At 73.9% G+C, this 12,404-nt stretch carries 12 protein-coding genes; 6 read left to right on the forward strand and 6 right to left on the reverse strand.

Features of this window, described 5'->3' with window-relative positions; genetic code table 11:
* The first annotated feature begins 39 nt into the window (after positions 1–39).
* Genes AB5J54_RS10790 through AB5J54_RS10815 form a run of 6 tightly spaced genes read left to right on the forward strand, consistent with a single transcriptional unit; the run spans position 40 to position 6,828 of the window.
* Complete coding sequence (locus AB5J54_RS10790; protein ID WP_369143701.1) at positions 40–1,347, forward strand: ADP-ribosylglycohydrolase family protein; 1,308 nt, start codon at positions 40–42, stop codon at positions 1,345–1,347.
* Positions 1,328–2,479 (forward strand): ADP-ribosylglycohydrolase family protein, encoded by a 1,152-nt coding sequence (locus AB5J54_RS10795; RefSeq protein WP_369143702.1) that lies wholly within the window; start codon positions 1,328–1,330, stop codon positions 2,477–2,479. Before AB5J54_RS10790 ends, AB5J54_RS10795 begins: the two co-directional genes overlap by 20 nt.
* On the forward strand, positions 2,476–3,891 hold the full coding sequence (locus AB5J54_RS10800) for an ADP-ribosylglycohydrolase family protein (RefSeq protein WP_369143703.1): 1,416 nt from the start codon (positions 2,476–2,478) through the stop codon (positions 3,889–3,891). The genes AB5J54_RS10795 and AB5J54_RS10800 overlap by 4 nt, the downstream gene beginning before the upstream one ends.
* Entirely contained in the window at positions 3,888–4,808 is a 921-nt protein-coding gene (rbsK, locus tag AB5J54_RS10805; protein ID WP_369143704.1) for a ribokinase, read from the forward strand. Before AB5J54_RS10800 ends, rbsK begins: the two co-directional genes overlap by 4 nt.
* Positions 4,805–6,028: a CaiB/BaiF CoA transferase family protein gene (locus AB5J54_RS10810; protein WP_369143705.1), complete on the forward strand. Its 1,224-nt coding sequence runs from the start codon at positions 4,805–4,807 to the stop codon at positions 6,026–6,028. Before rbsK ends, AB5J54_RS10810 begins: the two co-directional genes overlap by 4 nt.
* Positions 6,025–6,828, forward strand: a complete 804-nt coding sequence (locus AB5J54_RS10815; RefSeq protein WP_369143706.1) for a CoA ester lyase — start codon at positions 6,025–6,027, stop codon at positions 6,826–6,828. Before AB5J54_RS10810 ends, AB5J54_RS10815 begins: the two co-directional genes overlap by 4 nt.
* Before the next feature lie 57 nt (positions 6,829–6,885).
* Here AB5J54_RS10815 and lgt read toward each other — a convergent pair whose 3' ends face one another.
* The 6 genes from lgt to trpC all read right to left on the reverse strand — a co-directional run bounded on the left by lgt (position 6,886) and on the right by trpC (position 12,344).
* On the reverse strand, positions 6,886–7,893 hold the full coding sequence (lgt, locus tag AB5J54_RS10820; RefSeq protein ID WP_369143707.1) for a prolipoprotein diacylglyceryl transferase: 1,008 nt from the start codon (positions 7,891–7,893) through the stop codon (positions 6,886–6,888).
* An 88-nt stretch (positions 7,894–7,981) separates the two neighbouring features.
* Positions 7,982–8,803 (reverse strand): DsbA family protein, encoded by an 822-nt coding sequence (locus AB5J54_RS10825; RefSeq protein ID WP_369143708.1) that lies wholly within the window; start codon positions 8,801–8,803, stop codon positions 7,982–7,984.
* A gap of 64 nt (positions 8,804–8,867) precedes the next feature.
* The gene (gene trpA / locus AB5J54_RS10830) at positions 8,868–9,689 is read right to left on the reverse strand and encodes a tryptophan synthase subunit alpha (protein WP_369143709.1); all 822 of its coding nucleotides are present in this window, start codon (positions 9,687–9,689) and stop codon (positions 8,868–8,870) included.
* Positions 9,686–10,933 (reverse strand): tryptophan synthase subunit beta, encoded by a 1,248-nt coding sequence (gene trpB / locus AB5J54_RS10835; protein ID WP_369143710.1) that lies wholly within the window; start codon positions 10,931–10,933, stop codon positions 9,686–9,688. The genes trpA and trpB overlap by 4 nt, the downstream gene beginning before the upstream one ends.
* A 312-nt stretch (positions 10,934–11,245) precedes the next feature.
* Positions 11,246–11,398, reverse strand: coding sequence for a tryptophan biosynthesis modulator TrpM (trpM, locus tag AB5J54_RS10840; RefSeq protein WP_369149284.1), 153 nt, complete (start codon positions 11,396–11,398; stop codon positions 11,246–11,248).
* Between the two features lie 136 nt (positions 11,399–11,534).
* Complete coding sequence (gene trpC / locus AB5J54_RS10845) at positions 11,535–12,344, reverse strand: indole-3-glycerol phosphate synthase TrpC (RefSeq protein WP_369143711.1); 810 nt, start codon at positions 12,342–12,344, stop codon at positions 11,535–11,537.
* Positions 12,345–12,404: the final 60 nt, after the last annotated feature.

Genomic DNA, 12,404 nt, shown 5'->3' on the forward strand with positions numbered 1-12,404 from the left:
CGAAGCCGAGAGCTTGGGGGAGGGTGGGCACAGCCCCCGATGCCGGGTTCCGGCTCCCTGCTCGGTGACCCGCAGGACCCGATGCCGCCGGTGCCGGGCACGAACGAGCTGAACCTGGCCCCGCAGGGACCCGTCCCGGTGCGGGCCACCGGCACCTGGGGCAGCGGCGCCCAAGAGCTCCCGCAGCTCGACGCCCCTCGCAGGGCCGGGCGCGACGCAGTCGAGGGCCTCCTCCTCGGGCTCGCCGCAGGCGACGCCGCCGGCTGGCCCGCCGCCCGCCACCGCGCCGCCCGCATGCCCGAATGGACCCGCCGCCTCACCCGCGAACTCGACACCTTCGCCGAGCAGAACGCGACGACCACCCTCCCCGTCCCCATCGCCCTCAACCAGCCCCCCGAGCCCCTCCGTCTGGGCCCCTCCGACGACGCCGAGTGGGCGGTCTTCACCGCCGAGGCGATCCTCACCGCCGACGGCCCCGTGTTCGCCGCCCTCCCCCCGGACCGCCGGCTCCGCGCCGCCGTCGACCTCGCCTGGAACGCCCTCGCCGGCCAGGTCGCCGCCGCCGCCGACCGCGCCCCCGAGGTCGAGTCGGCCGTACTCCCCCTCCGCGCCCGGATCTCGGTCCGCGCGGGCCTCGGCAACCTCGCCACCGGCCTGCGCCCGCCCGCCACGGGCCACGACAACCCGCACTTCTTCGACGACGCCGCCTGCGTCCGCGCCGCGGTCCTCGCCGTCGTCCACCCCGGCGACCCCCGCGCGGCCGCCGAACTCGCCGAGTTCGACGCGCGGTACACGCAGGACGGCGACGGAGTCCACGGCGCCCGTGCGACGGCGGCGGCCGTCGCCGCGGCCCTCGGCGGGGCGACGGTCGACGAGGCCGTGGAGGCGGCGCTCGCCGAACTCCCGCCCGTCACCGAGATCGGCCGCAACGCCCGGCACGCCGTGAAGCTCGCCCAGGCCGCCGACTCCGCCTTCGAGCTGGTCCCGCTCCTGGAGCACCAGATCGTGGACCACGTCTACAGCTACGGCATCGCCGCCGCCGAGACCGTACCGGTCGCCCTGGCCCTCGCCACCGCCGCCCGGGGCGCGATGACGGCCGCGGTACCGGCCGCCGCCTGCCTCTCCCGGGTCGCCGACTCGGCCCCCGCGCTCGCGGGCGCGCTCACCGGCGCGCTGGGCGGCGGCCGTTCGGTCCCGGCGAGCTGGCGCGAGACGTGCAGGACGCTCGCGGGCTGCGCGCTGCCCCGCCTCGCGGGTACGGACCTGGTGGAACTCGCCGGGCTGCTGGGAGCCACGGAACCGGCCGCCCCAGGTGGACAATTCCGACATGACACCCACACTGGATGACCGGATCACCGGCAGCCTCCTCGGGGCCGCCGTCGGCGACGCGCTCGGCGGCCCCGTCGAGGGCTACACCCCCGAACAGATCCTGGAACGCCACGGCGGCCGCGTCACCGGGATCGTCGGCCCCTGGAACGGCGGCGACTGGCGCACCGCCCGGCCCATCGCGCCGTACCACAAGGGCGACGGGCACGTCACCGACGACACCTTGATGACCCACGCGCTGATCCGGGTGTACGAGAAGGTCCGCGGCCACCTCGACGCGTACGCGGTCGCGGACCACCTCGTCCCCGAACTCATGGGCTCCCCCGTCTGGATCCCGGAGCTGGAGGCCGAGGCGCTCCCCCTCCAGCGGATCTTCCTCGCGGAGAAGTGGATCGTGGCCCGGCTCCACTACGGCCACGTCGACCCCCGGGAGGCGGGGACGGGAAACATCGTCAACTGCGGTGCCGCGATGTACATGGCTCCGGTCGGCCTGGTCAACGCCGCCCACCCGGCGGCCGCCTACGCCGAGGCGATCGACCTGGCGGGCGCGCACCAGTCCTCCTACGGCCGGGAGGCCGCGGGTGTCTTCGCGGCGGCGGTCGCGGCGGCCTGCGCGCCGGGCGCGACGCCGGCGTCGGTGGTGGAGGAGTCGCTGTCCCTGGCGAAGGACGGAACGCGCGCGGCGATCAAGGCGGTCACCGAAGTCGCGGCCGGACACCGGGACTTCGAGTCCGCACTCGTCCCCCTCCGCAGGGCGGTGGCCCCCTTCGACACGGTCGGCCCCGACTACCGGGCCCCCTCCCTCGGCGCCCGCCGCCCCTCCCGGCTGCACGCGATCGAGGAACTCCCCGTCGCCCTCGGCATGCTCCTGGTCGGCGAGGGCGACTACCGCCGTACGGTCCTGGGCGCGGTCAACTACGGCCGCGACTGCGACTCGATCGCCACGATGGCGGGCGCGATCGTGGGCGCGCTGCACGGCGAGTCCGCGGTCCCTCCGGAGTGGGCGAAGCAGGTGGCGGAGGCGAGCCGCCTGGACCTGCACGCCCCGGCGCGGGCGCTGGCGGAAGTGACCCACGAGATCTTCGCCAGGGATGTGGAAGCCCGCCGGTCCCACGAATCGGCCTTCGCGACGCTGACGAGCGCGGACCGATGACCCTGCGCGTGACCTGGGTCCAGCCGGAGGACCTGGTGGGCCACGAACTCCGCCAGGCGTCGGAGGACGGCCGCGACGCCGGTGCCCTGGCGGCCCGCTGGACGGCGGCGGGCGGCCCCCCCGCCCCGACGTCGGCCGGCGCCTCGGAAACCCCCCGCCCGGACCTCCGCCCCCTGGCGGAAGAACTCCTGGACGCCTTGGCGTCCCTCCCCGCACCCCTGTCGGCCCACGAGCCCACGGCCCTGCCCGCGATCCGGGCGTCGACGACCCCCCGTGTCGGCAATCGTCCCGCAGGGCGGGACGGGTGCACAACGGGCCCACCCGTTCCGCCCCCTGCGGAACGACTGCCCACAACGGGGCTCCAAGACCGCCTGCACGCCGCCTGGCTGGGCCGCGCCGTCGGGTGCCTCCTCGGCAAGCCCGTGGAGAAGCTCCCCCTTTCCGCCATCCGCACCCTCGCCCGCGCCGCCGGCAACTGGCCCCTCACCACCTGGTTCACCGCCCGCGGTGTCCCGCCCGAGCTGCTCGCAGCCCATCCGTGGAACCGTCGCTCCGCCGCCACCTCCCTCGCCGAGAACATCGACGGCATGCCCGAGGACGACGACCTCAACTACCCCCTCCTCGACCTGCTGCTCCTCCAGCGGTACGGCCGCGACTTCACCACCGCCGACGTCGCCCGCCTCTGGCTCGACGAGCTCCCCGCCGGCCGCACCTTCACGGCCGAGCGCGTCGCCTACCGCAACCTCCTCGACGGCGTCGAACCCCCACTGACCGCCCTCCGCCGCAACCCCTTCCGCGAGTGGATCGGCGCCCAGATCCGGGCCGACGTCCACGGCTGGACCCACCCCGGCGACCCGGTGGCCGCCGCGGCGCAGGCCCACCGGGACGCGGTGCTCACGCACACCGCGAACGGCGTCTACGGCGCCATGTTCGTCGCCGCCACCCTTGCCACCGCCGCGACCGGGACGGCGGACGTCCACGAGTCCCTCGCCGCCGGCCTCGGCGTGATCCCGCCGCGCTCGCGGCTCGCGGAGGGCGTCCGGCGGGGCATCGCGTACGCCGGCACGGAGCCCGACTTCGACACCGTCGTCGACCGTCTGCACGCCGAACTCGGCGGGTACCACTGGGTGCATGCCGTCCCCAACGCCGCCCTGCTCGCCGCCGCCCTCACCCACGCCGACGGCGACTTCTCCCGCTCCGTCTGCGCGGCGGTCTCGGGCGGCTGGGACACCGACTCCAACGGCGCCACCGCCGGTTCGGTCGCCGGGCTGCTGGCCGGGCACCCGCACCGGCTGCCCGAGCGCTGGACCGCCCCGCTCAAGAACCGGCTGGCGACCTCGGTGCCGTCCTTCGACGGCATCGGGTTCGACACCCTGGCCGAACTGACACACACGGAGGCAGTACGCCCATGACCAGCATCGTCGTGCTCGGCAGCACGAACATGGACCTCGTCACCTATGTGCCACGGGCCCCCGCCCTCGGTGAGACGGTCACCGGCCGCTCCTTCCGTACGATCCCCGGCGGCAAGGGCGCCAACCAGGCCGTCGCCGCCGCCCGCGCGGGCGCCGAGGTGGCGATGATCGGCGCGGTCGGCGCGGACGACTTCGGGGCACGGCTCCGCGCCACCCTGGAGCACTGCGCGGTCGACACCGATCTGCTGCGCACCGCCGAGGGCTCCTCCGGAACCGCTCATGTCGTGGTCGACGACGAGGGCGGCAACGCGATCGTCGTCGTCCCCGGCGCCAACGGCACCGTCACCTCCCTCACCCATGGCGACGAGGCCCTCATCGGCACCGCCGACTCCCTGCTCCTCCAGCTCGAACTCCCCCTCTCCGTCGTCGTCGAGGGCGCCGTCACCGCCCGCCGGCTCGGCGTCCGTACCGTGCTGACCCCCGCCCCCACCCAGCCCCTCCCGCCGGAACTCCTCGCCGCCACCGACCTGTTGGTGCCCAACGAGCACGAGGCCGCCGCGCTCACCGGGCTCACCGACCCGCGCGAAGCCGCGCAGGCCCTGCTGCGGGACGTCCCGGAGGTGGTCGTCACCCTGGGCGCGGCCGGCAGCCTCTACGCGGTGCGCGGCGCGGAACCGGTCGCCGTGCCCGCGCCCCGGGTCCGGGCCGTGGACACCACGGGGGCCGGCGACACCTTCGTCGGCGCCCTCGCGGTCGCCCTCGGCGAGGGCCGTCCCGCACCGGAGGCCCTCGCCTGGGCGCAGACGGCCGCCGCGCTCTCCGTCCAGCGCGAGGGCGCGTCGACCTCGATGCCGTACCGCGTCGAGATCGAGGCCGCCTTCCGCTCGCCCCACACCCTGGAGGCCGACGCCGTATGACCGCCCACGCCCCGACCACCACGCCCGAGAACCCCACGGCGCCCCTGCAGGGGCTGCGCGTCCTGGATCTCGCGACTCTCTTCGCCGGCCCGCTGGCCGCCATGATGCTGGGCGACTTCGGCGCCGACGTCGTCAAGGTCGAGCACCCCCGCAAGCCGGACCCGTCGCGCGGCCACGGCCCCGCCAAGGACGGCATCGGCCTGTGGTGGAAGGTCCTCGGCCGGAACAAGCGGGCGATCACCCTCGACCTCTCCTCGCCGGGCGGCCGCGACACCCTGCTCGCGCTCGCCGCCGAGGCGGACGTGATCGTGGAGAACTTCCGCCCCGGCACCCTGGAACGCTGGGGTCTGGGCTGGGAGGAGCTCTCCACCGTCAACCCGCGTCTGGTGCTCGCCCGGGTCACCGGCTTCGGCCAGTTCGGCCCGTACGCCCACCGCCCCGGCTTCGGCACGCTCGCCGAGGCGATGAGCGGCTTCGCCGCGATCACCGGCGAGCCGGACGGCCCGCCGACCCTGCCGCCCTTCGGCCTCGCCGACTCGATCGCCGCCCTCGCCACGGCGTACGCGGTGATGACCGCGCTCACCGCGAGGACGGCGACCGGCCGCGGCCAGGTCGTCGACATGGCGATCATCGAACCGATGCTCTCCGTCATCGGACCCCACCCCCTCTGGTACGACCAGCTCGGTTACGTCCAGCCCAGGACCGGCAACCGCTCCCGCAACAACGCCCCGCGCAACACCTACCGGACCTCCGACGGCTCCTGGGTCGCCGTCTCCACCTCCGCCCAGTCGATCGCCGAGCGGGTGCTGCGGCTCGTCGGCCGCCCGGAGCTGATCGACGAGCCGTGGTTCGCCGACGGCACGGGCCGGGCCGAGCACGCGGACGTCCTCGACGAGGCGGTCGGCTCGTGGATCGCCCGCCACACCCGTGACGAGGCGATGGCGGCCTTCGAGAAGGCGGAGGCGGCCATCGCCCCCGTCTACGACATCCGGGATGTCGTCGCCGATCCCCAGTACCAGGCGCTCCGCACCGTGACCGAGGTGCAGGATCCCGAACTCGGTCCGATCAAGATGCAGAACGTCCTCTTCCGCCTCTCCGAGACCCCGGGCGCCATCCGCTGGCCCGGCCGGCCGCACGGCGCCGACACCACCGCCGTCCTCTCCGAACTCGGCCTCACCCCCGCCGAGATCGACGCCCTCCGCGAGCAGGGCGCGGTATGAGCCCCCGCACCCCCCTCACCTGGCTGTACGCACCCGGTGACCGCCCCGAGGTCGTCCGCAAGGCCCTGTCCTCCGGCGCCGACGTCGTGATCGTCGATCTGGAGGACGCGGTCGCCCCGCACCGCAAGGCGTACGCCCTCGACGCCACCGTCGATCTCCTCGCGGACGTCCATCCCGTCCCGGTCCACGTCCGCGTCCACACGCCGCTCGACATCCCCACCCTGGCCCCCCTCCCCGGCCTCCGCGGTCTCCGTGTACCCAAGGTGACACACGCCACTGACATCCACCGGATCGCGGGCCTCGCGCCGGGCCTCCCCCTCTATCCGCTCCTGGAGAACGCCCTCGCCGTGGAGCACGCGTACGCCATCGCCACCGCCCATCCCGCCGTCCGCGGCATCGCCCTCGGCGAGGCCGACCTCCGCGCCGACCTGGGGGTACGGGAGGACAGCGCGCTCGACTGGCCGCGCGGCCGTGTGGTGGTCGCGGCCCGCGCGGCCGCCCTCCCGCCGCCGGCCCAGTCCGTCCACCCGGACGTCGCCGACCTGGACGCGCTGGCCGCGGGCTGCGCCCGGGGCCGGGCCATGGGCTTCCTCGGCCGGGCGGCGATCCACCCGCGCCAGCTCCCGGTCATCGAGCGCGCCTACCTCCCGACCCCGGAGGAGGTCGACGCGGCCCGTGAGGTCGTCGAGGCGGCCGCGGCCGAGCGGGGCGCCCTCGCGCTCCCGGACGGCCGCTTCGTCGACGCGGCGGTGGTGGAGGGAGCCCACCGGGTCCTCGCGCTCGCGGCCCGTGCGGGGTGACACAGGAAAGGGCCGCCGGGACTTCTCCAGTCCCGACGGCCCTCACACTACGAAGGATCAGCTCTTGGCGGCCGACCCGGCACCGTTGCCCGACCTCTCGGACTTCTCGGTCTTCTCGGGGTTCTCGGGGTTCTCGGTATCGGACTCCTCCGGTTCCGCGGAGGAGTCCTCGTCCGGAGCGGCGTCCTTCGGCTCGGCGTCCTTCGCCTCGCCCTCCTCGCCACCGTCCACGGCGCCCTCGGCCTTCTCGGCCTTCCTCGGCTCCACGATCTCCTCGCGGCCCGGCCGGACACGCGCCGAGATCACCATGTAGACCACGGCGAGCAGACCCACGATGATCGCGGTCCACACGTTGAGCCGCAGGCCGAGGATGTGGTGCGCCTCGTCGACGCGCAGGGCCTCCGTCCACACGCGGCCCGAGCAGTACGCGGCGACGTACAGCGCGAAGGCGCGGCCGTGGCCCAGCTTGAAGCGGCGGTCGGCCCAGATGACCAGGAAGCCGACGCCGACGTTCCACAGCGACTCGTACAGGAAGGTCGGGTGGTACAGGCCCGCCTCGCGGTTGGGGCCCTCGGTGATCTTCAGCGCCCACGGCACATCGGTCGGCTTGCCGTACAGCTCCTGGTTGAACCAGTTGCCCCAGCGGCCGATGGCCTGGGCGAAGGCGATGCCGGGGGCGATGACGTCGGCGTACACGGGCAGGGAGATACCGCGCCGGCGGCAGCCGATCCAGGCGCCCACCGCGCCGAGCGCGATGGCGCCCCAGATGCCGAGGCCTCCCTCCCAGATCTTGAAGGCGTCGACCCAGTTCTCACCCTCGCTGAAGTACAGCTGGTAGTCGGTGATCACGTGGTAGAGGCGTCCGCCGACGAGGCCGAAGGGCACCGCCCAGACGGCGATGTCGGCGACGGTGCCGGCGGTGCCGCCCCGGGCGATCCAGCGCTTGTTGCCGAGCCAGACGGCGACGAAGACACCGATGATGATGCAGAAGGCATAGCCGCGCAGCGGGATCGGTCCGAGGTGGATCACGCCGGTCGACGGGCTGGGAATGTAGGCAAGGTCCATGGCAGGACCGACGCTACCTTGCCGGGCGGGCGGGACGGCAGCCCACCCGGCAACTTCTGGGTAACCAATCCGCCGGGTACGCCTCCGGCTAGGCCGACGGGGAGGCGGTGCCCGGCTTCTTGCCCTTGTTGGCCTCGGCGACCCACTTCTTCAGGTTCTCCGGGGAGATCTGCTCGTTCCCCTTGGTCGGGAAGATCGATTCTCCGTTGAGGAGGACGGACGGGGTGCCGCGGAAGCCGCCGTTCTGGAAGGCCTCGTTCGACTTCTTCACCCAGCTGTCGTGCGTTCCGTCGTTCACACAGCTGCGGAAGGCGGGCGTGTCGAGCCCCGGCACCTTCGCCGCGAGCTCGATCAGCTTGGCGTTGTTGCCGTAGGCGTCGTCCGTCTCCGGCGGCTGGTTGATGTAGAGCGTGTCGTGGTACGCGGTGAACTTCCCCGCGTCCTGGGCGCACGCGGCCGCGTTCGCCGCGCGCAGCGAGCCGCTGCCGCCCATGTTCCCGTCGATGAGGGTGGCGAGGTGGTACTCGGCCTTGAGCGCGCCGGAGGCCTCCAGCTCGTGGATGGAGTCCCGCATGACGTTCTCGAACTGGGCGCACGCCGGGCAGCGGAAGTCCTCCCAGATCACGAGCGTCGACGGGGCGTCCGCCTTGCCCGTGGGGATGGCCGGCTTGGCGTCCTCGTCGGTCGCTCCGGTCGGCGCGACCACCGGGCCGGCCTTGTCTGACCCGCTGTTCTTGTCGCCGCCGGCGGCGATCACGCCGACGACCGCGGCCAGGCCGAGGACGCCGACCACCGCCGCCGACACGATCAGGACGCGCCGCTGCTTCTCGCGGGCCTTGTCGCGCTCGCGCTGCTGCTGAAGGCGCTCCCGCGCGCTCCGGTTACCGTCACCACTGTTCTTCTCGCTCACGCCCCAGGCAACGAACCGGGGAGGCACATCCGCGCCTCCCCGGTCCCAGATCCACCCGGATGGGCTACGAAACGCGGCGGACGCCCTCGGCGAGTTCGGCCGCCAGTTCCCTTACGGCGGTGAGGCCGGCCGCCTCGTCGCCGTCGGCGTCGAGGAGCCGCTGCACGAAGGCGGAGCCGACGATGACGCCGTCGGCGAAGCCGGCGACCTCCTTCGCCTGCGTGGCGTTGGAGACGCCGAGGCCCACGCACACCGGGAGTTCGGAGGTGGCGCGGGTACGGCGGACCAGGTCCGCGGCCGACTCGCCGACCGACTCGCGGGTGCCGGTGACACCCATGAGCGAGGCGGCGTAGACGAAGCCGGAGCCGACGGCCGTGATGGTGGCGAGGCGCTCGTCCTTGCTGCTGGGCGCGACGACGAAGACGGTCGCGAGACCGTGCTTGTCGGCGTGCTCGCGCCAGACGGCGGACTCCTGGACCGGCAGGTCGGGCAGGATGCAGCCCGCGCCGCCGGCCGTGGCGAGCTCCTCGGTGAAGCGCTCGATGCCGTACCGGTCGATCGGGTTCCAGTACGTCATGACGAGGACCGGCTTGCCGGTGGCCGCGTGGGCCTCCTTGACCGTCCGCATGACGTCGGCGATCTTCACGCCGCCGCGCAGGGCGATGTCGTCGGCGGTCTGGATGACCGGCCCGTCGAGGACCGGGTCGCTGTGCGGGAGACCGACCTCGACGACGTCGGCACCGCCGTCGAAGACGGCCTTGATCGCGGCGATGCCGCCGTCGACGGTCGGGAAGCCGGCCGGCAGGTACGCGATGAGCGCCGCCCGGTTCTCGGCCTTGGCCTTGGCGAGGGTGTCGCTCAGCAGCTGGATGTTCCCCGTGGTCACTTGGAGCCCCCCTCGGCGCCGTTGTCGTACAGACCGAAGTAGCGAGCGGCGGTATCCATGTCCTTGTCGCCGCGCCCGGAGAGGTTCACCAGGAGCAGGGCGTCCTTGCCGAGCTCCTTGCCGACCTCCAGCGCCCCGGCGAGGGCGTGCGCCGACTCGATGGCCGGGATGATGCCCTCCGTACGGGAGAGCAGCCGCAGCGCCTGCATGGCGGCGTCGTCGGTGACGGCCCGGTACTCGCCGCGCCCGCTGTCCTTGAGGTACGCGTGCTCGGGGCCGATGCCGGGGTAGTCGAGTCCGGCGGAGATCGAGTACGGCTCGGTGATCTGGCCCTCCTCGTCCTGGAGGACATAGGAGCGGGACCCGTGGAGGATGCCGGGCTCGCCGGCGGTGAGGGTGGCCGCGTGCTCGCCGGTCTCGACGCCGTGGCCGGCCGGCTCGCAGCCGATCAGGCGGACGTCCGCGTCCGGGACGAAGGCGTGGAAGAGGCCGATGGCGTTCGAGCCGCCGCCGACGCAGGCGATGGCCGCGTCGGGCAGGCGCCCGGCGCGCTCCAGGATCTGGCGGCGGGCCTCGACGCCGATGACCCGGTGGAAGTCGCGGACCATGGCGGGGAAGGGGTGCGGACCCGCGACCGTGCCGAACAGGTAGTGCGTCCGGTCCACATTGGCGACCCAGTCGCGGAACGCCTCGTTGATGGCGTCCTTGAGGGTGCGGCTGCCGGACTTCACGGCCACGACCTCGGCGCCGAGCATCCGCATCCGGGCCACGTTGAGGGCCTGGCGCTGGGTGTCGACCTCGCCCATGTAGATGGTGCAGTCGAGGCCGAAGAGGGCGCAGGCGGTGGCGGTGGCCACGCCGTGCTGGCCGGCGCCGGTCTCGGCGATGACCCGCGTCTTGCCCATGCGCTTGGTCAGGAGGGCCTGCCCGAGCACGTTGTTGATCTTGTGCGAGCCGGTGTGGTTGAGGTCCTCGCGCTTGAGGAAGATCCGGGCACCGCCGGCGTGCTCGGCGAACCGGGGGACCTCGGTGAGGGCGCTCGGCCGGCCGGTGTAGTTGACCATCAGGTCGTTGAGCTCGCGGGCGAACTCGGGGTCGGCCTTGGCCTTCTCGTACTCGACGGCGACCTCGTCGACCGCGGCGACGAGGGCCTCCGGGATGAACTTGCCGCCGTAGGCGCCGAAGTAGCCCTCCGGGCTGGGGACCTGGCCTTCCAGGTCCGGGATGAAGAACTCGCTGGACATGCGGATGCTCCTCGCGGGGCGGGTGCCCCGGGATACGTGGGGTTGATGGTCACGGTATGCGCGCGAGCCGTTCCCGTACGAGAGCACCGCCGTTGTGGGCATGCGTTCCGCCGGGGCGGAACGGGTGGGCACAACGGACGGCGCCCTTGCCGGCGCCAGAGGCTTCCGCGCTTGGACCCGCACCCCGTGCGCAGTGCACTGGTGGTGCGGGTCAGGGCGCGGAAGGCGGAGGCGCCGCTGAAGGGCGCCGTCCCGTCCCGCCCCAGCGGGACGATTGCCCACACGGGAGTGGTGCGGCGGAGCCGGCGGTGGCTAGGCGTCGTACGTGAGAACGCGCGCGGGGCGCGGGCGCCATCGCATGCCGTTGACCTGGCCCGGCTCGGAGCCGATGACGTAGCGGACCCGGCGGCCGTGGACACGGCGGGCGGGCGCGCGGCAGCCGCGCGGGCGGCACCCCCTCGCCAGGGGGGCGTGCTTGGAGACGGGCGCGGCGGCGGTACGGAGCCTGCCGCGCCGGCCCGAGGCGTCCGCGGGCACGCCGGGGCCGCCCGGGGCGGAACCCGGGGCGGTCGGCGTGGTGCGGACGGTGGTCATGGCTCGGTCAGCTCCGGCCGTGACGCAGGGCGGGGTGGGCGCCGGCGGCGACGAGGTCGGCGACGGCGGCCTTCGGGTCGCGGCCGGTGACGAGGGACTCGCCGACGAGGACCGCGTCGGCGCCCGCGTTGGCGTAGGCGATGAGGTCGTGCGGGCCGCGGATGCCGGACTCGGCGACCTTGACGATGTGCGCGGGGATCTCGGGGGCGACGCGCTCGAAGGTGGAGCGGTCGACCTTGAGGGTCTTGAGGTTGCGCGCGTTGACGCCGATGATGCGGGCGCCCGCCTCGACGGCGCGCTCGACCTCCTCCTCGTCGTGGACCTCGACCAGCGGGGTGAGACCGATGGACTCGGCACGCTCGATGAGGGAGACCAGCGCCTCCTGCTCCAGGGCGGCGACGATGAGGAGCGCGAGATCCGCTCCGTACGCCCGGGCCTCCCAGAGCTGGTACGCGGTGACGATGAAGTCCTTGCGCAGCACCGGGATGTCGACCCGGGCGCGGACGGCCTCCAGGTCGGCGAGCGAGCCGCCGAAGCGGCGCTGCTCGGTGAGGACGGAGATGACGGCGGCGCCGCCCGCCTCGTAGTCCGCGGCGAGACCGGCCGGGTCGGCGATGGCGGCGAGCGCGCCCTTGGACGGGCTGGAGCGCTTGACCTCGCAGATCACCTTGACGCCGTCCCCGCGCAGTGCGGCGACGCCGTCCTTGGCCTGCGGCGCCTTGGCGGCGCGCTCCTTGAGCTCGTCGAGGGTGACCCGCGCCTGCCGCTCTGCGAGGTCGGCGCGTACGCCTTCGATGATCTCGTCGAGCACACTCACGCGAGGGGCCCCCTTCCGGGACGGTGACGGTGATGATGAACCAGGTTCAGCCACTTCGAT

The sequence above is a fragment of the Streptomyces sp. R44 genome (assembly GCF_041053105.1).
Lineage (GTDB): Bacteria > Actinomycetota > Actinomycetes > Streptomycetales > Streptomycetaceae > Streptomyces.

Excerpts from the sequence above, each read along its gene's own strand:
- AB5J54_RS10790 (WP_369143701.1), top strand. The coding sequence starts at position 40 with ATGCCGGGTTCCGGCTCCCTGCTCGGTGACCCGCAGGACCCGATGCCG.
- AB5J54_RS10795 (WP_369143702.1), top strand. The coding sequence starts at position 1,328 with ATGACACCCACACTGGATGACCGGATCACCGGCAGCCTCCTCGGGGCC.
- AB5J54_RS10800 (WP_369143703.1), top strand. The coding sequence starts at position 2,476 with ATGACCCTGCGCGTGACCTGGGTCCAGCCGGAGGACCTGGTGGGCCAC.
- rbsK (WP_369143704.1), top strand. The coding sequence starts at position 3,888 with ATGACCAGCATCGTCGTGCTCGGCAGCACGAACATGGACCTCGTCACC.
- AB5J54_RS10810 (WP_369143705.1), top strand. The coding sequence starts at position 4,805 with ATGACCGCCCACGCCCCGACCACCACGCCCGAGAACCCCACGGCGCCC.
- AB5J54_RS10815 (WP_369143706.1), top strand. The coding sequence starts at position 6,025 with ATGAGCCCCCGCACCCCCCTCACCTGGCTGTACGCACCCGGTGACCGC.
- lgt (WP_369143707.1), bottom strand. The coding sequence starts at position 7,893 with ATGGACCTTGCCTACATTCCCAGCCCGTCGACCGGCGTGATCCACCTC.
- trpB (WP_369143710.1), bottom strand. The coding sequence starts at position 10,933 with ATGTCCAGCGAGTTCTTCATCCCGGACCTGGAAGGCCAGGTCCCCAGC.